At 66.6% G+C, this 21986-nt stretch carries 22 protein-coding genes; 10 read left to right on the top strand and 12 right to left on the bottom strand.

Annotation, left to right across the window (positions count from 1 at the left end; all coding sequences use genetic code 11):
* Nucleotides 1–78: 78 nt before the first annotated feature.
* The 3 genes from ABQY74_RS18855 to ABQY74_RS18865 form a co-directional block, all read right to left on the bottom strand.
* Nucleotides 79–867 carry a ThuA domain-containing protein gene (locus ABQY74_RS18855; RefSeq protein ID WP_104623848.1) on the bottom strand — a complete coding sequence of 263 codons (789 nt, stop codon included), beginning with the start codon at nucleotides 865–867 and terminating at the stop codon, nucleotides 79–81.
* Between the two features lie 169 nt (nucleotides 868–1036).
* Nucleotides 1037–1639 carry a response regulator transcription factor gene (locus ABQY74_RS18860; protein WP_016902640.1) on the bottom strand — a complete coding sequence of 201 codons (603 nt, stop codon included), beginning with the start codon at nucleotides 1637–1639 and terminating at the stop codon, nucleotides 1037–1039.
* A gap of 91 nt (nucleotides 1640–1730) precedes the next feature.
* A complete protein-coding gene (locus ABQY74_RS18865) occupies nucleotides 1731–2918 on the bottom strand; it encodes a sensor histidine kinase (protein ID WP_184353561.1) in 1188 nt (395 codons plus the stop codon).
* Nucleotides 2919–3209: 291 nt separating this feature from the next.
* Between ABQY74_RS18865 and ABQY74_RS18870 the strand changes: the two genes are divergently transcribed.
* The 5 genes from ABQY74_RS18870 (at nucleotide 3210) to ABQY74_RS18890 (ending at nucleotide 9336) form a co-directional block, all read left to right on the top strand.
* Complete coding sequence (locus ABQY74_RS18870; RefSeq protein ID WP_349794075.1) at nucleotides 3210–4454, top strand: efflux RND transporter periplasmic adaptor subunit; 1245 nt, start codon at nucleotides 3210–3212, stop codon at nucleotides 4452–4454.
* Nucleotides 4455–4837: 383 nt separating this feature from the next.
* Nucleotides 4838–5527, top strand: a complete 690-nt coding sequence (locus ABQY74_RS18875; protein WP_024939051.1) for an ABC transporter ATP-binding protein — start codon at nucleotides 4838–4840, stop codon at nucleotides 5525–5527.
* A gap of 12 nt (nucleotides 5528–5539) precedes the next feature.
* Entirely contained in the window at nucleotides 5540–6700 is a 1161-nt protein-coding gene (locus ABQY74_RS18880; RefSeq protein WP_039521041.1) for an ABC transporter permease, read from the top strand.
* Nucleotides 6701–6707: 7 nt separating this feature from the next.
* The gene (locus ABQY74_RS18885; RefSeq protein ID WP_372469974.1) at nucleotides 6708–8033 is read left to right on the top strand and encodes an ABC transporter permease; all 1326 of its coding nucleotides are present in this window, start codon (nucleotides 6708–6710) and stop codon (nucleotides 8031–8033) included.
* 187 nt (nucleotides 8034–8220) lie between these two features.
* Entirely contained in the window at nucleotides 8221–9336 is a 1116-nt protein-coding gene (locus tag ABQY74_RS18890; RefSeq protein WP_349794071.1) for an alpha/beta fold hydrolase, read from the top strand.
* A 240-nt stretch (nucleotides 9337–9576) separates the two neighbouring features.
* On the opposite strand, the gene rarD is transcribed toward ABQY74_RS18890, so the two are convergent.
* Nucleotides 9577–10488: an EamA family transporter RarD gene (gene rarD, locus ABQY74_RS18895; RefSeq protein WP_349794069.1), complete on the bottom strand. Its 912-nt coding sequence runs from the start codon at nucleotides 10486–10488 to the stop codon at nucleotides 9577–9579.
* Nucleotides 10485–11381: a drug/metabolite exporter YedA gene (gene yedA / locus ABQY74_RS18900; protein ID WP_024939056.1), complete on the bottom strand. Its 897-nt coding sequence runs from the start codon at nucleotides 11379–11381 to the stop codon at nucleotides 10485–10487. The genes rarD and yedA overlap by 4 nt, the downstream gene beginning before the upstream one ends.
* Before the next feature lie 86 nt (nucleotides 11382–11467).
* On the opposite strand from yedA, the gene ABQY74_RS18905 reads away from it, so the two are divergent.
* Nucleotides 11468–11884: a Rap1a/Tai family immunity protein gene (locus ABQY74_RS18905; RefSeq protein ID WP_046344903.1), complete on the top strand. Its 417-nt coding sequence runs from the start codon at nucleotides 11468–11470 to the stop codon at nucleotides 11882–11884.
* A 125-nt stretch (nucleotides 11885–12009) separates the two neighbouring features.
* On the opposite strand, the gene ABQY74_RS18910 is transcribed toward ABQY74_RS18905, so the two are convergent.
* The 7 genes from ABQY74_RS18910 to rocF form a co-directional block, all read right to left on the bottom strand.
* The gene (locus ABQY74_RS18910) at nucleotides 12010–13662 is read right to left on the bottom strand and encodes a M28 family metallopeptidase (RefSeq protein WP_372470104.1); all 1653 of its coding nucleotides are present in this window, start codon (nucleotides 13660–13662) and stop codon (nucleotides 12010–12012) included.
* Between the two features lie 847 nt (nucleotides 13663–14509).
* Nucleotides 14510–15454 (bottom strand): MBL fold metallo-hydrolase, encoded by a 945-nt coding sequence (locus tag ABQY74_RS18915; RefSeq protein WP_126968651.1) that lies wholly within the window; start codon nucleotides 15452–15454, stop codon nucleotides 14510–14512.
* A 57-nt stretch (nucleotides 15455–15511) separates the two neighbouring features.
* Nucleotides 15512–16801 carry a tryptophan--tRNA ligase gene (locus ABQY74_RS18920; protein ID WP_349794067.1) on the bottom strand — a complete coding sequence of 430 codons (1290 nt, stop codon included), beginning with the start codon at nucleotides 16799–16801 and terminating at the stop codon, nucleotides 15512–15514.
* Nucleotides 16802–16982: 181 nt separating this feature from the next.
* A complete protein-coding gene (locus tag ABQY74_RS18925) occupies nucleotides 16983–17192 on the bottom strand; it encodes a CsbD family protein (protein WP_016904514.1) in 210 nt (69 codons plus the stop codon).
* Nucleotides 17193–17442: 250 nt separating this feature from the next.
* Nucleotides 17443–17577, bottom strand: coding sequence for an entericidin A/B family lipoprotein (locus tag ABQY74_RS18930; protein ID WP_016904515.1), 135 nt, complete (start codon nucleotides 17575–17577; stop codon nucleotides 17443–17445).
* 82 nt (nucleotides 17578–17659) lie between these two features.
* Nucleotides 17660–17812: an entericidin A/B family lipoprotein gene (locus ABQY74_RS18935; RefSeq protein WP_006451340.1), complete on the bottom strand. Its 153-nt coding sequence runs from the start codon at nucleotides 17810–17812 to the stop codon at nucleotides 17660–17662.
* Nucleotides 17813–17921: 109 nt separating this feature from the next.
* On the bottom strand, nucleotides 17922–18845 hold the full coding sequence (gene rocF / locus ABQY74_RS18940; RefSeq protein WP_026064823.1) for an arginase: 924 nt from the start codon (nucleotides 18843–18845) through the stop codon (nucleotides 17922–17924).
* Between the two features lie 482 nt (nucleotides 18846–19327).
* Between rocF and ABQY74_RS18945 the strand changes: the two genes are divergently transcribed.
* The 4 genes from ABQY74_RS18945 (at nucleotide 19328) to ABQY74_RS18960 (ending at nucleotide 21764) form a co-directional block, all read left to right on the top strand.
* The gene (locus ABQY74_RS18945; protein WP_016904517.1) at nucleotides 19328–19780 is read left to right on the top strand and encodes a roadblock/LC7 domain-containing protein; all 453 of its coding nucleotides are present in this window, start codon (nucleotides 19328–19330) and stop codon (nucleotides 19778–19780) included.
* Between the two features lie 63 nt (nucleotides 19781–19843).
* Complete coding sequence (locus ABQY74_RS18950) at nucleotides 19844–20203, top strand: hypothetical protein (protein ID WP_016904518.1); 360 nt, start codon at nucleotides 19844–19846, stop codon at nucleotides 20201–20203.
* Nucleotides 20204–20307: 104 nt separating this feature from the next.
* On the top strand, nucleotides 20308–21225 hold the full coding sequence (locus ABQY74_RS18955; RefSeq protein ID WP_349794064.1) for a hypothetical protein: 918 nt from the start codon (nucleotides 20308–20310) through the stop codon (nucleotides 21223–21225).
* On the top strand, nucleotides 21222–21764 hold the full coding sequence (locus tag ABQY74_RS18960; RefSeq protein ID WP_016904520.1) for an ATP/GTP-binding protein: 543 nt from the start codon (nucleotides 21222–21224) through the stop codon (nucleotides 21762–21764). The genes ABQY74_RS18955 and ABQY74_RS18960 overlap by 4 nt, the downstream gene beginning before the upstream one ends.
* Nucleotides 21765–21986: the final 222 nt, after the last annotated feature.

The following is a 21986-nucleotide window of genomic DNA, read 5'->3' on the forward strand; positions in this document are numbered from 1 at the left end:
CGGGTTCGCCGCCATCTGGAGTGGCGTTGCCGCGCACCCTCACCCTCACCCCTCTCCCGGCGGGAGAGGGGCTAGGATTTAACGCTGGCGTTTTGTCTTGGCCGCTGGCGCGGACGCTTCGATGCCCTTGCCGGTGGCGGCCCAGTAAATCCCGCCGTACAGATGCTCCAGATAACGTGGGTCGTTGTAGCCCTCGGCCAGGTGGCCGAGCGCGGTGGCGAACACGCGGCCGCCTTCGAAGTGGTGGTACCACGCCACCGGGTGCTGTTTGCCCATGCCCTTGGCGACCTGGCCCGGCCAGATCAGCGTGGGGTCGTAGCTGGTTTCGTCCACCGTCATCAGCGTGACCAGGTCATCGCTGTACGGCGGATCGTATTCGTACCATTCGTCGGTCCACACCCAACGCGCGGGCAGGCCGGCAGTGGCCGGGAAGTTGGCGTCCACCACGTCGACCATCGCGGTCTGCATGTACGGATGGGTGCGGAACGAGCGGCCGATCAGGTGGTCGTACCACTCCCAGTCGCCGCGCTTGATCGCAAACGCCTTGTGCACCGCCACCACGCCGCCGCCGTTGCGCACGTAGGCCTGAAAGTTCGCACGCTGCGTGGGATCCAGATCGGTGGCCGGCGTATTGAGCAGCACGATCGCCGCGTATTGCGATAGATCGCCATCGAAGGCCTTGGCATTCCACGCCCATACCAACTCGACATAATGCTTGCGCGCCATCGCTTCGAATTGCGACTTGGCGACCGGGATATAGTCGTGGTGATACTGGTTAGGAATCGCTGCCACCAGGATCTTGAACTGCTCGGCAGACGCGTTGAATGCGCACACCATCAGCAGGCCTAACAGCCACAGGGATTTCATGCCGTTCGCTCGCAGGGATCGTTCTGGCCCGGCAGTGTACCCGCGCCTGCGCGGCATGCATTTCGCGTCATTTGGAATAGCGGCAGGCGGCAATGCACAACGGATACGCGACGCAGCATGCCATCCATTGCCGCGCTCGCTGACAGCGCAACGCGTCTGCGTCACCGCATCACAGCCAGCCTTTCTGCCGCGCCAGCCGATACGCTTCGATGCGATTGGCCACGCCCAGCTTGCCGATGCATTCGGACAGGTAATTGCGCACCGTGCCATGCGACAACTGCAACTGCTGCGCGATCTCGCTGGCCGAGCGGCCTTCGCCGGCCAGCCGCAACACCGTGCGCTCGCGTTCGCTCAAGGGATCGGCTTCGACCCAGGCGTCCAGCGCCAGTTGCGGGTCGATCACCCGCCCGCCACGCTGCACCTGACGCAGGGCGCCGACCAGTTGTTCGGCCGGCGCGTCCTTGAGCAGATACGCCGCCACACCGGCATCCAGCGCGCGGCGTAAAAATCCCGGGCGGGCGAAGGTGGTGACGATCATCACCCGCAGCGGCAGCGCCTGGCGCTGGATGCGCTGGGCCAGTTCCAGGCCGGTCAGGCCGGGCATTTCGATATCGGTGATCAGCACGTCCGGCTGCAGGCGTTGCAGCTCGCGCCAGGCAGTTTCGCCATCGCCTGCGCTGCCGACCACCTCGATATCGTCTTCCAGCCCAAGCAAGGCGACCAACGCGCCACGCAGCAGCGCCTGGTCTTCGGCCAACAACACCCGGATCATCGCGCGCGCTCGTCTGCAGACTACGGTGGCGCACGATAGCAGCGCTTGGGGCCGCCGTGCAGTGTGTGCAATGCAGTCAGCGTGTGCGCGATCAGCGCGACGGTGGCAGCAGCGGCACCGGCACTGGCGGCTGCGCGATCGCCAGCGTGGGCTGCGGCAACGGCACGCTGGCGCGCAGGCGCATGCCGCGCGGCAGTGCTTCCACCTCCAGCGCGCCGCCCAGGCCGTGCAGACGCGTGCGCATGCCATCCAGGCCATTACCGGGCACGATCACCCCGCCACGCCCGTCGTCGCTGATGTCCAGTACCGCCTGCTCGCCCTGCGCGCGCAGGCTCACGCGCATACGCCTGGCCTGCGCATGCCGTTGCACATTGGTGGCCGCTTCGCGCACCACCAGTGCCAATGCAGTTTCGTGTTCGGGCGGCAAGGCCAGCGTTTCCAGTGCGTGTTCCAGCACGATGCCGTCCATCTCCAGCAATACCCGCGCCGACGCCAGCTCGGCCACCAGCCCGGCGGCGCGAATGCCGGTGACCGCGCGCCGCACCTGCGCCAGGGCATCGCGCGAAATCTGCGCCACCGCATCGATCTCGCTGCGCGCGGCCTGCGGATCGCGCGCGATCAGGCGCGCGGCCAGATCGGATTTGAGCGCCACCAGCGACAAGGTGTGGCCGAGCAGATCGTGCAGGTCGCGGCCGATACGCTCGCGCTCGGCGGTGGCGGCCAGCCGGCGTACTTCGTCCTGCGACAGGCGCAGCAACGCGTCCTTGCGTTCGTTGATGCTGTAGACCGCACCGACACCGGCCATGCCCAGCACCGACACCGGCAACCACACCAGCGATTGCAGGCGCATTCCCAGCCAGTGCGCCCAGCCCAGGTAGAGCACGTTCATCACCACCAGCATCGCGAAGTGCCGCCACAGGGCCTGCCGTGTGGACGGGGGCAGGCTCAGGCAGGCGAAGACGAAATAGCTGATTCCCGAGGGATACACCGGCAGCAACGCGGCACTGAGCACACCCATCGCCCAGGCATAGCGATACAGGGTGCCGCGCGGCGCCAGCAACATGCGCGCGTACAACAGCAGGAAGACCGGATACGACAGCAGGGTGCACAGCAGCCAGGTGCTGTCGTACCCGCGCGGGGAAAACACCGGCACCACGAACACCCAGCTCGACCACAGCAGATGCACACCATCCATCCACGGCGACTGGCCCTGCGCCAGCCGCGCGGCAACCTGCGAATTGGCAGCGGGGCGAAGCCAGGCGGGAAGCGACACGCGCATCGGGATGGGTCCATGTGGGTGATCGGATTCTGCCACTGCCGGGCCCGACTGGGCGCCCGATGCTGCAGCCTCGCCCATCCTGAAGGGCGCGGCCAGTTGCCGCTGTCATGCACGGCAGGTGACAGCTGTCACTGGTGGATGCCGCCATCGCGGTCGCATGCTGCGCAGCACCTGGCAGCAGCGTTGGTCGCGCTACCGTTCGTCGCCGCAACCGCATTGGTGACTTCCGGCAGCTTGCGGCGCCGCCCGCGGCCGGTCACATTTTCGCGCAGCATCCCGTCCTGGTCATCGATGAATACTTCCGCCGATCTGCTCAAGCAACTCCGCATCGACCGCCAGCGTCCTGCCGCCCCCGAACCTGCACGGCGCGGCGGCTGGATCATCGCCGCCGTGATCGTCATCGTGCTGCTGGCGGCCGCGGCGTGGTGGTTCACCCGCCGCCCGGTGGCGAAGGTACAGACCGCAGCGGTGGTGGCGATCAGCGCCGGCAGCAGCAGTGCCTCGGTGCTGGACGCATCGGGCTACGTGGTGGCGCGGCGCATGGCCACGGTGTCGGCGCAGGTCACCGGCAAGGTGCGCGAGGTGATGATCGAAGAAGGCATGCGCGTCGAACAAGGCCAGGTGATGGCCACGCTGGACCCGCTGGATGCCGATGCGCAGCGCACGCTGTCGGCCTCGCAGCTTTCGGCCGCACGCAGCCAGGTCGACAACATGCAGGCGCAACTGGCAGTGGCCAATGCCGATGCGGCGCGGCTGCAATCGCTGGTCGGTGCGCAACTGGTGTCGCGCTCGCAGTACGAGCAGGCCACCGCACAGCGCGATGCCTTGCGCGCACAGCTGCAGAATGCGCAACGCAATGTGCGCGTGGCATCAGACCAGCTGGCGATCTCGGCGATCCGCTCGGACTTCAACGTGGTGCGCGCGCCGTTTGCCGGCGTGGTCACCGCCAAAGCCGCGCAGCCCGGCGAAATCGTCTCGCCGCTGTCGGCCGGCGGCGGCTTCACCCGCACCGGCATCGGCACCATCGTGGACATGGAATCGCTGGAGATCGAAGTGGAAGTGGGCGAGTCCTACATCGGCCGCGTGCAGCCGAAGATGCCGGTGGAAGCGGTGCTCAACGCGTACCCGGAATGGAAAATTCCCGGCGAGGTGATCGCCATCATTCCCACTGCCGACCGCGGCAAGGCCACGGTGAAGGTGCGCGTAGCGCTCAAGCTCAAGGACCCGCGCATCGTGCCGGAAATGGGCGTGCGGGTGAGCTTTCTGGAACGGGCCAATACGCAGGAGGCCAGCAAGCCGCAGGGCGTGCGCGTGCCGGCTGCGGCACTGGTCGAACGCGACACGCGCACGGTCGCGTTCGTGGTCGGCGAGCGCAACACCGTCGGCATGAAGACAGTCACTCCCGGGATGGTGATGGGCGAGGACCGCCAGGTGGTGTCGGGTTTGAGTGCGGGCGACAGCGTGGTGCTGGATCCGCCGCAAGGCCTGAAAGAAGGCGACACGGTGGCCGAAGCCGACGCGGCCGCTGCCGAGTGACTGCGCCGGTAACTGCAGTCAGCACGTGGGCAGCGACGCCGCTCCGGGGAGCGCGGCGCCCACGGTGGCAGCAATGGCTGATGCGGTCGTGGCACCTGGATGGCGCTGCGATCGCGCAAGGCGCTGCAACCACATAGCAACGATCACAGCGGCGTTGGTGATCCACAGCCAGCGGCGTCATCGGTCAGTGCAGACCTAGCCGCCTGGCTTGTCGCCGCCATGCGTCGTCGCGCACGTCACCCAGCAATTGCGTCTGTCGTCATCCAGCCTCGCACCGTCTTGCCGCCTCACCGTCACCGCATCGCCGTGTTGCCGCCTCATGCAATCGCGGTCGCCATGCCGCATCGCGTCTGCCTCTTTCCATTGCACCGTCAGGAGTCGCCATGACCGCTCTCGTCAGCTTGCGCAACATCACCAAGACCTACCAACGCGGCCCCGAGCAGGTGCAGGTGCTGCACGGCATCGACCTGGAGATCGCCAGCGGCGACTTTGTCGCGTTGATGGGTCCGTCCGGCTCGGGCAAGACCACCTTGCTCAATCTGATCGGCGGGCTGGACAACCCCAGCGGTGGCGAGATTGAGATCCAGGGCGAGCGCATCGACCGCATGAGCGGCGGCCAGCTCGCGACCTGGCGCAGTCACCACGTCGGCTTCGTGTTCCAGTTCTACAACCTGATGCCGATGCTCACCGCGCAAAAGAACGTGGAGCTGCCGCTGCTGCTCACCGCGCTCAACGCCGCGCAACGCAAGCGCAATGCGGAAATCGCCCTGACCCTGGTCGGCCTGCAGGAACGCCGCAACCACAAGCCCAGCGAACTGTCCGGCGGCCAGCAGCAGCGCGTGGCGATTGCACGCGCGATCGTGTCCGACCCCACCTTCCTGATCTGCGACGAACCCACCGGCGATCTGGACCGCCATAACGCCGAAGAGATCCTGCGCCTGCTGCAGGAACTCAATCGCGAACACGGCAAGACCATCGTGATGGTGACCCACGACCCCAAGGCCGCCGAGTACGCCACCCATACCATCCATCTGGACAAGGGCGAGCTGGCCGATGCGCCGCTCGTGCTCTAAGGGAGTGCTGCCATGAAGTATCTCTGGCTGGTGTGGGCGCAGTTGTTCCGCAGCAAGACCCGCACCTTGTTGACCTTGCTGTCGGTGGTGGCGGCGTTCCTGCTGTTCGGCATGCTCGATTCGGTGCGCGTGGCCTTCACTTCCGGCGGCAGCGTCAGCGGCGTGAACCGCCTGGTGGTGGCCTCGCGCCTGTCGATCACCCAATCGCTGCCGATCAGCCTGGAGCCGCAGATCCGCAGCGTGCCAGGCGTGCGCGATGTGACCTCGGCGATGTGGTTCGGCGGCATCTACCGCGACCCGAAGAATTTCTTTCCGAATTTTTCGGTGGCGCCCAATTTCTTCGACGTCTACAGCGAGTACGAGCTGCCCAAGGAACAGCTCAAGGCGTTCCAGACCACGCGCACCGGCGCCATCGTCGGCGAGACCCTTGCCAAGGCCAATGGCTGGAAGATCGGCGACACCATTCCGCTGCAGGCCACCATCTTCCCGCGTGGCGGCAGCAACGACTGGCCGCTGCAACTGGTCGGCATCTTCCGCATGAAGGACCGCGCAGTGGCGGCCAACCAGGAACGCCAGTTGATGATGAACTGGAAATACTTCGACGAGTCCAACGACTACATCAAGAGCAAGGTCAGCTGGTACACGGTGACGTTGCGCAGTGCCGACCAGGCCTCGCGCGTGGCGCAGGCGATCGACGCGTTGTCGGCCAACTCCGATCATGAAACCAAGTCGCAGACCGAATCGGCGTTCCAGCAGGCCTTCATCAAACAGTTCGCCGATATCGGCCTGATCGTCACCTCGATCATGGCCGCGGTGTTCTTCACCTTGTTGCTGCTGACCGGCAACACCATGGCGCAGGCGGTGCGCGAGCGCATACCGGAGCTGGCCACGCTCAAGACGCTGGGCTTTCAGGACCGCACCGTGTTGAGTCTGGTGATGGTGGAGTCGGTGCTGTTGATCGGCCTGGGCGGGTTGATCGGCATGGGTCTGGCGTCGCTGGTGATCCCGCTGGTGGCAGCACGCAGCGGCGGGGTGATGCCGGTGCAGGGCGTGCCGCTGCAGACCTGGTTGGTCGGGCTGGGCCTGATGGCCGGCATCGGCATCGTGGTGGGTGTGCTGCCGGCGCGACGCGCGCAGCGCTTGAAGATCGTCGATGCCCTCGCCGGCCGCTGACAGGAGCATGCAGATGCAAACCCAATGGAAGAACCGTCTGGTCAATCTGCTGTCGGTCGTGTCGCTGGCCGTCGGGTTGGCTGTGTGGATCGCGCTGCCGTGGATCGGCGTGCTGGTCGCCGCCGCCTTGCTGGCGGTGTGGCTGGTTGTCACGCGCAGCGGCCGGCTGTCGTTGGCCGCTGCACGTATCGGCATCGCCACGCTGCCGCAACGCTGGGGTGCCAGCTCGGTGATCGTGGTCGGCATCGCCGGTGTGGTCGGCGTGCTGGTGGCGATGCTGGCGATGGGCCAGGGGTTTCAGGCCACGCTCAACAGCACCGGCAACGACACCACCGCGATTGTTCTGCGCGGCGGCTCGCAGGCCGAAACCAACTCGGTGATCACCCGCGACCTGGTGCCGCTGATCGGCAGCTTGCCCGGCATCGCCGCCGATGCCAGAGGCCGCCCGCTGCTGTCGCCGGAGCTCTCGCAGGTGGTCAACATCGCCTCCAGATCCGATGGCACCGACGTCAACGCGCAACTACGTGGCGTGGGCGAACAGGCCTGGGCGGTGCACGACAAGGTCAGGCTGGTGCAGGGCCGGCGCTTCACCCCCGGCCTGCGCGAGATCGTGGTCGGCAAGGGCGCGTTGACTCAGTTCCGCGGACTGCAGCTGGGCAAGACGCTCACCCTCGGCAGCCAGCAATGGACCGTGGTCGGCGTGTTCGCCTCCGGCGATGCGCACGATTCGGAGCTGTGGACCGATGCGCAGACGCTGGCCACCACCTACAACCGCAGCGCCTACCAGTCGATCAGCGTGCGCACCGCAGGCAAGGCCGGTTTCAGCCAGTTCAAGACCGCCATGGCCGCCGATCCGCGGCTCAAACTGGATGTGGAAACCACCCGTGCCTACTACGGCAAACAGGGCGGTGGCTTGAACAGGTTGATCAGCATCCTGGGCACGGTGATCGGCGCGATCATGGCGGTGGGCGCGGTGTTCGGCGCGCTCAACACCATGTATGCGGCGGTGGCCACGCGCGCGCGCGAGATCGCCACGATGCGCGCGATCGGCTTCCGCGGCACGCCTGTGATCATGGCGCTGATGCTGGAGACCATGCTGCTGGCGCTGCTGGGCGGCTTGCTCGGTGGCCTGATCGCCTGGGCCATCTTCAATGGCTACAGCGTGTCCACGCTGGGCAGCAACTTCAGCCAGATCGTGTTCCAGTTCAAGGTCTCGCCGGAGCTGTTGTGGAGCGGGCTCAAATGGGCGCTGGGCATTGGCCTGGTCGGCGGGCTGTTCCCGGCCTTGCGCGCGGCGCGGTTGCCGATCACGACGGCGTTGCGTGAGGTTTAGGCGGGCCGCTGGCCCGCCCGGGAATGGGGAATCGGGAGTGGGGATTCGTGACAGCCAAAGCGGAGCAAGTGCGCTGCTGCGGCTGAACGTAATGCAGGCTGTCATCGTTCTGTCACTGCACTGCGGTAGATGCGCGGGTCGGGCAGGTCGTAGGCTGCCCGGCCGTTGCATCCATCGATCTTCGCCCATGACGCGCCTGATTCTGCTGGCCTGCGCCTGCCTGTGGCTGGCCGGCTGTTCCTCGTCCTCCACCTCGCTCAGCGAGCGCCTGGTTGCGCCCGGTGGCACCTCGCCGTTGCTGGACGAGGAGCGCATTGCCGCCACCATCGCCACGGTGCCCAACCGCAGCGGGCATGTGGTCACGCGCGACCAGGTGCCGATCTTCTGGCGCGCGATCGACCCCGGCCAGTACGCCATGCACTACCGCTATCTCGGCCAGCGCCACGATCCGGCGCATGCGCTGGATGTCGATTTCAGTTTCAAGGTGCCCACCACGGCCCCACCGACGCCGCGCGGCACCGTGGTGCTGTTGCATGGCTGGATGATGGATGGCGATTCGCTGCTGCCATGGTCGCTGGAGCTGGCGCAGGCCGGCTACCGGGTGATCACCATCGACCTGCGCAACCACGGCCATTCCGGCGGTGGCCCGTCCGGGTACGGGACGCGCGAATCCGACGACGTCATCGACGTGCTCGACGCGCTGCAACCGCGTGGCGAAATCCGTGGCCCGCTGTACCTGTTCGGCATTTCCTACGGCGCCGCCACCGCGCTGTTCACCGCCGACAAGCTCGGGCCGCGTGTGACCGGCGTGGTAGCGATGGAATCCTTCGCCAACGCCGGGCGCGGCATTCGCGACATGGTCCCGCACCTGCTCGCCAGCCAACCGGATGGCTGGAGTGGGCAGGCGGTGGCCGCGTATGCGCGCTGGCGCTATGCCGACCAGAATATCGATGCGGTGATCGCCGCCGCCGACCGCCAGCTGCAGCTGGACCTGGACCACGTCGATGTCACGCAGGCCTTGGCCGACACCCGCAGCTGCGTGCTGCTGGTGCATGGCGATGCCGATCAGCACATCCCGGTCGCGCATGGGCGTGCGCTGGCGCTGGCCAGCCCGCGCGCGCACTACGTCGAGCTGCCTGGGGAAACCCATCTGAGCCTGCCGCTGCGGCTGGATCTGCTGGGCGCGCCGATCGACCAGTGGCTGGCGCAGACGCAACAGGATCCAGGCCACTGCCCCGCGCCGCAGGCACTGCCGACCTCCACGCTGGCGGTGGCGACACCGGCGTTGGCGCCGCGCGGCTGAGAGCGGTGGACGAAGGTCGCGAACGGTCGTCAGGCGGGAGCGGACCGCGCGTTCCGAAACGGTGGGTATGAATGACATGCCGATGACCGCATCTGCACCGCGGTGAGCGCAGTCGTCTGTTGCTCGCCCTACCTCCAGGCAGGAGCTGCGCAACGGCGGGCTGTCGAAGCGCGCACCGCGCGGCTGCCCACCGCGCAACGCAGCCGCTGCGCGATCGCCCGGATCGCGCGGCGACCGATGCTAAGGCGTCACCACCACCGGCCGCCGCGGCCGCCACAGGCTATCGCCGACGAACAGCAGCAGCCCCACCCAGATCGCGGCAAATCCGATCGCGCGCCCCTGATCGAACGGCTCGTGGAAGAACCACACGCCCAGCAGCAACTGCAGGCTCGGCGCGATGTATTGCAGGATGCCCACCAGCGACAGCGGAATCCGCCGCACGCCATACGCAAACCCGATCAGCGGTACCGCGGTCAGCACGCCGCCCAAGATCAGCAGCAGATCGGTACGCAGGTCCCAGCCGCTCAGGAAGGCGCCGCCATGGCCCTGCTCGCCCCAGCCCGCCAGCAGCAGCGCCGGCACGAACAGGTACACGCTTTCCACGCCCAGCCCGGCCACCGGATCCACCGCCACCAGCTTGCGCAGCAGGCCGTAGGCACCGAACGAGAACGCCAGCCCCAGCGCAATCCATGGCGGTGCACCGGCATCGAGGGTCAGCCACAGCACGCCCACCGCCGCACACACCACCGCCACCCACTGGATGCGCTGCAGGCGTTCCTTCAGCACCAGCACGCCCAGCAACACGCTCAGCAGCGGATTGATGAAATAGCCCAGGCTGGCCTCGATCACATGCCCGGCGTTGATCGCCCAGATATACAGGCCCCAATTGAACGCGATCGCCACGCTGCTGCCGGCCAGCATCCACAGTGCGCGTGGCTGCGCGGCGATGGCGCGCCACCAGCGCAGGCCCGATGTTGCCAGCAACCACGCCACCACCAGCAGCGCGCTCCAGACGATGCGGTGCGCGATGATCTGCAGCGACGGCACCGCCTTGAGCAGATGCCAGTACAGCGGCACCAGGCCCCAGATCACGAAGGTCGATGCAGTGATCAACAGCCCGCGACGCGCCTCGGTCGGCGAGACCGCCGTCATCGCCGCGCCTTGGCCAGGGTCACCACCAGCACGCCGGACAGGATCACCGCCATCGCGCCGATGTCGTGCGCGCTGAAACGCTCATGCCCCAGCCACGCACCCAACGCCACCGCGATCACCGGGTTGACGTAGGCGTAGCTGCCGGCCAACGCCGGGCGCACGTGATGCAGCAGCCACACGTAGGCGGTAAACGCCACGATCGAGCCGAACACGCACAGGTAGGCCACGGCCAGCAGCCCCTGCGAGGTCGGCAGGCTCTGTGGGCGCTCGCCGATCAGCAGGCCGGTGCTGACCAGCAACACGCCGCCGCACAGCATCTGCCCGGCGGCAGTCATGAACGGCGACGGTAGGTCGCGTCCGCGCGACCACACCGAGCCGAAGGCCCAGCCGATCGGCGCGATCAGCAACAACACCAGCCCGCCCGGCGTGGCGGTCAGGCTGCTGCCGGCGTTGAGCCAGACCACGCCCAGAAAGCCGATCACGATACCCAGCCATTCGCCACGGCTGGCGTGCTGCCCGCGCAAGGCGCCGAACAAGGCCATCCACAGCGGCACCGATGCCACCGAGGTGGCGGCCAGGCCCGACGACACGCTGCGCTCGGCCAGCACCACCATGCCGTTGCCCAGCAGCAACAGGGCCGCGCCCATCATCGCCACGTTCTTCCATTGCGCGCGCGTCGGCGCAGCCACACCGCGCCAGCGCAGTACCGCATACAGCACCGTGCCGGCCACGATGAAGCGCGCCCCGGACACCATGGTCAGCGGCAACGCGCCGCCTTCCAACGCAAAGCGGATCGCCAGATAGGTCGAGCCCCAGACCACATAGACCAGCAACAACGCGACAACGACCAGGCCGCTGCGCGCAGGCGCCACAGCATCGTGTGAAGAGGACATCGAAGATTGCCAAATACAGCGGAAGCTTCAATTCTAGATCACCTGCCCACGCCAACGTCGTACGCCTCTCGGGCGCCTGCCGCGGTATGGTGCGCATTGATCCCCGGCCCGGAGTGCATATGCAGCGTCGCGTCCCCTGGTTGATGTTGGCCGCCCTGACCGTGCTGTCGGCCAGCGCATTGGCACGCGTACCCGAACCCTGGGAGCCCAGCGGGCGCAAACTCCTCGAGGCCGGGCTGGACGGTTCGTTGGCGCCGGAGATCGCGCCCGAACAAACCGAGCTCAAGGTCATGCTCTCGGCAAACCGCGCCGGTGCTTACCTGCTCGGCGTCGCCAGCAGCAGCTACCGCACACAATGGTGCATGCCGGCCGGCAAGAGCGGCCCGCCGGATATGCAGGCGATCATCAGCGATATCGGCGCGCTACCCGATGCACGCCTGGACGAAGCCGCACCTGCGTTGATCGTGCAGGCGTTGGCCAAGCGCTACCCGTGCCGCAAATAAGCGGCGCGGTCGCCGCAAGCCGGCTCGACCAACTGCCACGCAATGGCCCAATGCAATGACCGCCCGCATCGCCGGGCGCTAGACGCCCGCGCTCGAAAGCAGCAGGCGTTTGCACACCGCCGGCCCTACTTGCGCGCGGCGTCGCTGCTGGCGCGGATCGCCTTGAACTCCGAACCGTCCTGCCAGCTCGGCCACTGCCGGCCGTTGGCCAGCGCCACGCCGACGTCGTAGACCAGGGTGGTGTCGGCCGCGTGGCCGCTGGCATCCCATTGCGGGGTCCAGCGATCGCAGGGCTGGTGGTAGCACTCGGCAAAATACTTGTCGCGCAGCGCCTTGCCGGCCGCTACGCCGCCTTCGAGCATGTCCAGCCCGGGACCGGCGGTGATCGCCGGCACGCCCATGCGCGCAAAGGCGAAATGGTCGGCGCGGTAGAAGAAACCCGCTTCCAGATTCGGGTCCGGCGAATAGCTGCGGCCGCGCGCCTTGGCCGCGGTTTCCAGATCGCCTTCCAGCGACACCCGTCCGCGTCCCCACGAGGCGATATCGCGGGTGGGGCCATCGGGGCTGAACATCTCCATGTTGAGTACCGCCACGGTCTTGTCCAGCGGCGCCAGCGGATGCGCGGCGTAATAATTGGCGCCGAGCAGGCCCTTCTCTTCCGCCGTCAACGCGATGAAATACAGCGTGCGCTGCGGCTTGGGGCCGGCAGCGAACACGCGCGCCAGTTCCAGCACGCTGGCCACGCCGGTGGCGTTGTCCACCGCGCCACGCCGCACCGTGTCGCCGCCGGCATCGGCCTTGCCCACGCCGAACGCATCCCAGTGCGCGGAGAAGATCACCGTCTCGTCCGGATGCTGGCTGCCGGTGAGCTTGGCCACCACGTTGTGCGTGACCACACGCTCGCGCTTGAGCTTGAAGTCCACCGACAGCGTCGCATCGCCCAACGCCATCGGGGCGAAGTCGCGCTGCTGCGCGCGCTGCTTGGCCTGCGCAAAATCCAGCCCGGCGCGCTGGAACAGCGACACCGCCAACGCCTGCTGCATCCAGCCACGCACCGGCACATGCTGCGCCTTCGCATCGGCATCGCTGCGTTCGATATCGAACAACGGCGACAGGCCCGAACTCTGCACCGTCGCCCAGCCGTACGCGGCCGGCGCGGTTTCGTGCACGATCAACACGCCGGCGGCACCACGACGCGCGGCCTCTTCGTACTTGTAGGTCCAGCGGCCGTAGTAGGTCACCGCCTTGCCATCGAAGGCGCCAGGCTGGCTGGATTCGAAGTCGGCATCGTTGATCAGCACCACCGCGATCTTGCCGCGCAGGTCCACACCCTTGTAGTCGTCCCACTGCCGCTCCGGTGCGCTGATGCCGTAGCCCACGAACACCAGCGGTGCATTCTTCAAGCGCACCGCGTCCTGTGGACGCAGGCTCTGCAGGGTCACATCGGTACCGTTGACCAGCGTCTGGCTCTTGCCGCCGACACGCAGGCTGGCGCGCACCGGGCCATCGACCTGGGCGCGTACCAACGGCACCGCCTGGGTCCAACTGCCCTGCTCGCCACCCGGCTGCAGGCCGCCAGCCTTGAACTGCTCGACCAGGTAATCGACCGTGCGCTGCTCGCCGGCACTAGCCGGCGCACGGCCCTTGAACTCGTCCGAGGCCAGCAGGCGCACATGCCGCGACAACGCTTCGGCATCGATGCCGCCACCGGGCAGATCGTTGGCGGCCTGCGCCACGCCCCCCACGAACAGGCAAGCGGACAACAACAGGATGCGCATCGGATTCACGGCATGGCCTTGCAACAGATAGATGACACACAGTTTACAAGCGCGCGGCCGCCACGGGAGTGCTTTGAGCCGCGTTGGCAAACGCGATGTCTTCCTTTCTAGCAGGCCTCTTGGGCTGCATGGATGCTGTCACGGAGCTGCATGGGGGTGTACGGAATGTCATGCGCGTGGTGATGGCATCGCGCTTTCGACTCACTGGGTTTTTTGAACCGAGACTCTTTTCGCGCCTAGACGCGGCTACGGTTCGAAATCTCGATTGCTTTGGCATTGTTTTTCTGAGGCCTGTGCAGTGCGGACAGATCGGCTGCAGGGCGACTGGTCTGCGGCTTGGCTGCACGGCCCTTGCCCGCCCACCATCGCGGGACACGCCGCAAGTACGTCCATGTAGGCTCTTACGCGGCATCCATGCCGCGTAAGGTCCCGCGACGGTGAGCGGACAAGGACCCGTCGGGATGGTCGGTGTGCATGGTTGCAAGCGGGGCATGACGTGCACTGGTCGGATCACTTGTTCGTTCGATTAGCGCCTCATCATCTTCCCATCGCGAGCCGAGCGGCAGGCAGGCTTCAACACGCAACTTAAAACGTCTCAGCTACTACCGCTAGCCGAGCAACAAGCTTTCAAAAGCAGCCGACCAACTGTCTGGTGCGATGTACTCGCCGATTGCGGGGGCCGTGTGGCGGCATGGATGCCGCCACCGCGCCTCCACGGACGGATTTACGGCGTGTCACGCAAGCGGTGAGGACACCGCGTGCTCGACTGACGCGGCTTTTGACTGTTGCCGAACCACGCGACGACTCGCTGCAGCGTTCTAGTGGGGTGTTACCCACTCCAGTGGCGCTAATTGGTGCGCGTCGCGCGATCCAGCCAGCACGCCAGGCCCTGCGCGTTGAGTTCGATATCGGTGCCCAGTAGCTGCGCCACGCGTGCATCGTCCAGCCGGCAGCCGTGCAGGCGGGCGCGCTGCAGATACAGGTCAGTCAGCGCCACCACCATGCAGCGATGGCGGTCCGCATCCTGCGCGCAGTCCAGCGCGATGGCGGTCATCGCATGGATCTGCTCGACCAGCGCCTGCGCCAGTGGCGCCGGCGATTCGACCCGGCCGTAATGGGTGAGATACATCGCCTGCGGCGCGGTCTCCATCAGCCGCGCGATCGAGTGCAGCATCGCCTCGGGTTCGAATTGCACCGGCGAGGAGGTCGGCAGGATGAAGGCGCCTTGCGCGCTATCGAGCTGGCGATACGACAGGCCGAAGGTGTCGCCAGTGAACCAGCTGCGGCTGCGCGCATCCCACACGCACAGATGATGGCGTGCGTGGCCCGGCGTCTCGATGGTGCGCAGCGCGCGCTCGCCCAGCGCCACGGTCTGTCCGTCGGCCGCTTCCACCACGCGCTCGGCCGGCACCGGCACGATCGCGCCGTAACTGCGCGCCATTTCCGCCGCGCCGTACACCGCCGTGGCACCGGCGATCAGTCGGGCGGGGTCGATCATGTGCGGCGCGCCGCGCGGATGCACCAGCAGCCGCGCATTGGGCAGATGCTGCAGCAAGGCTCCCGCCCCGCCGGCGTGATCCAGATGCACGTGGGTCAGGATCAGCCAGTCCACCTGCGCCGGCGTCAGCCCGGCCGACTGCAATGCGGCCAGCATCTGCGGCACCGACAGTGAAGTGCCGCAATCGACGAAGGCGCCGCGCTGCGCCTCGACGATCAGGTACGCCGCATCGAACTGCACACCGCCAAAGCCGGTGTCGATGGTGTGGATGCTGGAATCGGCGGTCGCTGTCATTGCTCCCCCACGGCTATGCGAGAGGCCACAGTCTAGCTACCGGCTCCACGGGTGTCGTTACGCCTCGCGCAACACGCGCAGCGCCGCCAGGATCAACTCCGCCTCCACCTGCGCATGCACGCCCGGCAATTGCAGGTCGCTGCCCTGCTCGGCCTGCTTCAGCCGCGCAATCAGCTGGCCCGCATCGCGTGGCGAGGCGAAGCCGTCGCTCTGCAGCAACAACGCACCGGCGCCATCGGTCAACTTGAAATAGAACTGCCCGTCGCTCTCGCGGTATTGCTTGAACACCGGCGGCGCGCTCTTCTCGCCCACCGGCGTCGCAGCCGCATCGCCCTGGCTGGACAGATCGCGCAGCCCCACCGCAGCACGCAGCTCGGCCAAAAACGGCGTGGCGTAGCGTGCGCGCAGACGTGCGCCACCGGCGCGCAGGATCGCCTCGATCTTGGCCGGTTCGGCCATCAGCGCCTCGTAGCGCGTGCGCAGCGGTGCGATCTCCTGGTCGATACGCTCGAACAGCTGTTGCTTGGCATCGCCCCAGCCGATGCCATCGGCAAAAGCCTGCGCAAAGGCCGCCGTTTCCTGCGGCGTGGCAAAGGCCTGGTACAGCTGGAACAATGCCGACCCCTGGGTGTCCTTGGCCTCGCCCGGCGCGCGCGAATCTGTGAGGATGGAGAACACCAGCTTGCGCAGTTCCTCGCGCGGTGAGAACAGCGGAATCGTGTTGCCGTAGCTCTTGCTCATCTTGCGGCCGTCCAGACCCGGCAAGGTCGAGACCTGCTCGTCGATCACCGCCTCGGGCAGGGTGAAGAAGTCACGGCCATACACGTGGTTGAAGCGCTGGGCGAAATCGCGCGCCATCTCGATATGCTGGATCTGGTCGCGCCCCACCGGCACCTTGTGCGCGTTGAAGATCAGGATGTCTGCAGCCATCAGCACCGGGTACATGAACAAGCCGGCGGTCACGCCCGCATCGTCGTCTTCGCCGTCGGCGCGATTCTTGTCCACCGCTGCCTTGTAGGCATGCGCACGGTTGAGGATGCCCTTGCCGGCCACGCAGGTCAGCAGCCACAGCAACTCGGTGGTCTCCGGCACATCGGACTGGCGATAGAACCACACCGTTTCCGGGTCCAGGCCGCAGGCCAGCCAGCTGGCGGCGATCTCCAGCGTGGAGCGCTGCGTCCGCGCCGGGTCCTGCGCCTTGATCAGGCTGTGCAGGTCGGCCAGGAAGTAGAAGCTTTCCGCATCGGCAGCCGCACTGGCCTGGATGGCCGGGCGGATCGCGCCGACGTAATTGCCCAGATGCGGGGTGCCGGAAGTGGTGATGCCGGTAAGGACGCGAGTGGTCATCTGCGTAAGGCCAGGGAGTCAGCACGCAAGTTTAGCGGTTCCGTGCCCCTGGCATGACCGCGACGGTGTCTCGTACCTGCCGCTACCGGTTTCTGCGGCAGACGCAGAACGGGCCGCATCGAGCGGCCCGTCCTGTGCAGTTGCGCTCACCACGTCGGGTGGGCGCGGTTACGCGGCACCCTCAGGTGTCGTCGCGCAACGACTTTTCGAAGGCGCGCACCTCGGTCTGGGCGCGGTCGCGATCCCAGCCATAGCGCTCCTGGAGCTTGCCCTGCAGATATTCGGCATTGCCCTCGGCAACCTTGAAATCGTCGTCGGTGAGGTCGCCCCACTTGGCCTGCGCCTTGCCCTTGAGCTGGGTCCACTTGCCGGAAATGATGTCAGTGTTCATTGCGTCAACTCCGCTGATGCGGCCGCGATTGACCGTCTGCGCAGGTTGCCCACGGCGCCGTTCGCCGCAGATCAAAAGCCGTCAAATCGGCACTCACCGCACTGAACGGTTGCCTACGCTTGCCGCGCAGTTTTTTCGCATGGCTGCGCCGTCGCATGCCCAGATGCGTCGCCGCGCTGCGCTGCCTGCGCAAGGCATCAGGCAAAAAAAACGGGCCTTGCGGCCCGTTTTTTCTGCATGCAGCGCTAGATTACTTGCGCGCAGCGTCTTCCACCTTCTCGCCAGCGCCCTGCACGTCCTTGCCGGCACCTGCGACGGTGTTGCAACCCGACAGCATACCGACCGACAACACCGACAGCACCAGCAGCACAATTGCACGCTTCATAACAGACTCCTTCGTGGGTAAAGCGGCGGCTTGCCGCAGATCAATCAAATCAAACAACTAGGGTTCAAACAAAACGCAAGGATCAGCACTTACCGTCGCTGCAATTGTCGGCCTTCTTTTCGACCTTCTCACCTGCACCCTGCATGTCCTTGCCAGCGCCGGCCATGGTGTTGCAGCCAGTCATCACGCCGGCCGAAAACAGGCCCAGTACCATCAGTGTCAGCAGTCGCTTCATCGGTCTTCCTCAGTTCTGCGTTCGGTGCAGACGCACCGTGTCTGGCGACAAATCTGACTGCGCGGCCGTGGATTTGATGTGAACGCGGCGTGCTGCGTTCAGCGATCGATCAATCTCGCATCAGTGTCGACTTGCCAAACAGGCTCTCGACCAGATCCACCGCCAGCTCGGCGGTGGCGTTGCGATTGTCCAGGACCGGATTGAGCTCGACGATGTCCAGCGACCCCATGCGCCCGGTGTCGGCGATCATCTCCATCACCAGCTGCGCCTCGCGGTAGTTGGGCCCACCCGGCACGGTGGTGCCCACGCCCGGTGCGATGCTCGGGTCCAGGAAATCCACGTCGAAGCTCACATGCAGATGGGTGTCCTCGCTCATGCCCTGCAGGGCGGTCTCCATGGTGCGCTTCATGCCGGCCTCGTCGATGTAGCGCATGTCGTAGACATCGATGCGGTGCTGCTTGATCAGGCGCTTCTCCTCCGGGTCCACCGAGCGGATGCCGATCTGCCGCACCTGCTCGGGCAGCAACGCCGGTGCGCTGCCGCCCAGATGCGTCAACGCCTGCGGGCCCAGCCCGCACAGGCAGGCCACCGGCATGCCGTGGACGTTGCCCGACGGCGTCACCTCGCTGGTATTGAAGTCCGAGTGCGCATCCAGCCACAGCACCCGCAGCGGGCGTTGCTGCTCGCGGCAGTACTTGGCCACCGCGGTGATCGAGCCGATGCCCAGGCAGTGGTCGCCACCGAGCATGATCGGCATGCGGCCGGCGCGCAGCTGCGCATAGCTGGCCTCCATCAGCGCCTGGTTCCAGGCGACCACCTCGTCCAGATGCCGGTAGCCGGCCTGCGGGGCTTGCCAGGGATTGCGCGGGCCGTCCAGGTTGCCCAGGTCGTGCACCTCCACGCCACGGCCGATCAAGGCCTCCTGCAGCCCGGCGATGCGCAACGCCTCCGGCCCCATCCGCGCACCACGGTGGCCGGCACCGATGTCGGTGGGAACGCCAATCAGGGAAACCGGCAGGTACTGCGTCGCCATGCATTGCTCCAGCATCGAGAAAGCGCTGCAGTCTAGTCGCCGGCTCGCGCACTGACGCGCGGCAGCGCAGCACGGCGCCCGGCCTGCGTCACCGATCACGCAATCGCATTTGCCACTGCAGCAATCCAAAGTGCGGCCGATACTGCGTAGCGGGTAATCGTCGGACCGGTACGGACGGCAGGCGCAACGCCGCGGTACAGGCGCGCTGCAGTTCGGCCGGAGCAGTGGCAGTGCATCGGCCGCGCCCGCTTGGCGGCAGCAAAAAACGCGGTCCTGATGGCTGCTTGAAGTGACGTGGTTGGGCAGTTTGTGGCGTATCTGCGTTTTGCGGAATGTGCTTGTCTGACCGCACAGTTAAGACATTGAGGGTGCTATGACGATGACGGAAGGTGCCGATGCTACTGTTCGCCCGCCAGCGCGGGACCCGGTGTCATCGGCAAGGTCTTTCATCGCGCAGTGCGTTTCGTACAGGGGAGGAGTTCATGCCGCATAACGCCGTCAACCAGGTCGTCAAGGCTGCCGTGGGCGAGGTCGCGCGGGCGTCGCACCAATACGATCTGCAGCGCATCGGGCGCGAGTTCGCGCAGACCATCGAGCGCGAGCCGGGCATCCGTCTGCTGATGCTGTCCACTGCCGACGGGCGTGCCATCGCCGAACAATCCAGCCTGGATGTGGACGGCCGCCGGCTGGCAGCGATGGCCAATTCGTTCCTGACCCTGGGCGAGACCCTGGCACGCGAATCCAGTCTGAGCGAAGCCGACTACGCCACCATCAGTACGCGTGGCGGGCAGCTGGTGCTGATCCGCATTCGCGCCGACAAACCGCTGACGCTCACCGCGGTGGGCGGCAGCGACCTCAACGCCGCGGCGCTGCTGTTCAACGCACGCGACTGCGCCGGCCGCCTGGCAACTGCACTGGCGCAGCCGGCCAACTGAGCGTTTGGCACTGTTCGTGCTTGTGCCAGTGCACTGATTTCTCACCGCTCGTAAGGACGACCCGTGTCAAAACTCAACCTGGAACACCTGCATTCGATCGCCGGCTTCGTCGGCGCTGCCCTGGTCGATAGCGACAGCGGCATGGCGCTGGGCATGACCGGCGGCACCGATCTCAACCTGGAACTTGCCGCGGCCGGCAATACCGAAGTGGTGCGTGCCAAGCGCCGTATTGCCGAGCAGCTCGGCCTCAACGACACCATCGAAGACATCCTGATCACCCTGGCGCGTCAATACCACCTGCTGCGCCCGCTGGAGAGCAACGGCACCTTGTTCCTGTACGTCGTGCTGGATCGCGCCAAGGCCAATCTGGCCATGGCCCGTCACGAGCTCAAGGCGTTCGAGAAGACCCTGGACTTCGGTTGATGCCAACCAGGCGGCGCGCACGCGTCGCCTGCCCCGCCTGCCGGTGCGCACCGGCAGGCACCGGCAGGCACCGCACTTGCTACGCGCCAACGCGGCGCCCTGTCATGACCTCACCCATTCACACCATGCGGGTCGCCACGGCCGGCCTGGACCTGCTGCACACCACGCGCCTCAAACTGGCGTGTTCGTTGCTGCTGGCCGAGCGCATCGACGTGCAGTTGGGGCAATGGCCGCATCACGCCGCCGAGGTGGTGGTGCTGGGGCTGGAAAGCCCCGACGGCCTGGCCGCCTGGCAGACCTTGCAGGGGCAACCCGTGCGCGTGCTGGTGGTGTCGCGGACACCGGTCGGCGGCGCATGGCTCAAGCACGGCGCCACCGTGCGCGAACTCAACGAGCAGATGCGCCTGCTGCTGTCGTCCTCCGCGCACGCGCAGGTCGCCGAGCCGGCCTTGCTGGTCCGCCATTGCCGCGGCGAATTCGGCACCGCTGCGGTGCTGCTGCGCAACGCGCACCTGCAAGTGCGCGTGGACCCGGCCAACAGCTGCGTGCAGCTGCCCGCCGGCATCGCCTTGACCGAGCTGCTGGCAGCCCTGGATCGCCCCGGCTGGCAGATTGCGCCGGACACTGCCGATAGCGCACTGAGCCAACGTATTTCCTTCGAAGCGCTGTATTTCGCCTTGCCCGAGCACCTGCGCCCCGCGCTGCCGGCGGTCGAACCCAGCCATGCGCTGCGGTTGCGGCAATGGCCGGAGCTGAGCGCCGAGACCAGTTCGCCGGCGCATCTGCTTGCCATTGCCCACCTGCATGCGCGCCCGTGGCGCCCGCAGGCGCTGGCCAATGCTTGCAAGCTGCCGCTGCAAACGGTGGAATGCCTGTTCGCCGCTGCACTCGCCAGCGGCCTTGCCCAGACTGCGGAGATTCCCGTGCCTGCAACGCAGCCCCGTCCGGACAGCAGCAACTCCCGGTTTTTCTCCTGGGTCGCACGTCGCTTTGGCCTCTCTCTCTTTCAGGCGCAGTCATGAGTCTTCCGGCCAACAAACTGGTGTTCGTTGGCGGCATGGGCGCCGGCAAGACCACCGCCGTGCGCGCCATCTCCGACGTGGAGCCGGTCAGCACCGAGATGCCGCTCAGCCAGGATGCCTACGGCGACAAGACCTACACCACAGTCGCGCTGGACTACAGCTCGATCGAACTGGAAGACGGCGAGTTGCTGCACGTCTATGGCGTGCCCGGGCAGAAATACCTGGATTTCATGTGGCCGCTGGTGTGCGACGGCGCGTTGGGCGTGATCGTGCTGGTCAGCGCGCGCGATCCGCAGATGCGCGATGCCACCGTGGCCCTGCTGCGCGAGTTTTCGCAGATCGCACCTGCGGCAAGCCTGGCGGTGGGTATCACCATGACCGACGAAATGCAGGACTTTTTGCTGCCGCCGTTCCGCGATGCGCTGGTGGCCGAAGGCTTCCGCATCCCGGTCATGCGCGTGGACGCGCGCTCGGCCACCCAGATCACGTTCCTGGTGAAGTCGCTGCTGTCCTATCGTTACACCTCGGCGACCAGCTGAGCGGCCGCGCGCGTGGCGCATGCCGACATGGTCGGCGAACGAGCAAAACAAGGAATCCGGTCACGACGGTGCCTGATCGGGCGTCACGCGGGGGATGCCGCCTCTAGGGTGGCGGCGACGCGTCCATCTTCCTTGATGCCAGACACGCGACGCGAACGTCATACATTCGAGCGCTTTGCCTGACTTGTTCAGTATGGCGCGCGATCAATAACCAGGGCATCG

This window comes from Xanthomonas sp. WHRI 7064, from assembly GCF_040202355.2.
Classification (GTDB): domain Bacteria; phylum Pseudomonadota; class Gammaproteobacteria; order Xanthomonadales; family Xanthomonadaceae; genus Xanthomonas; species Xanthomonas arboricola.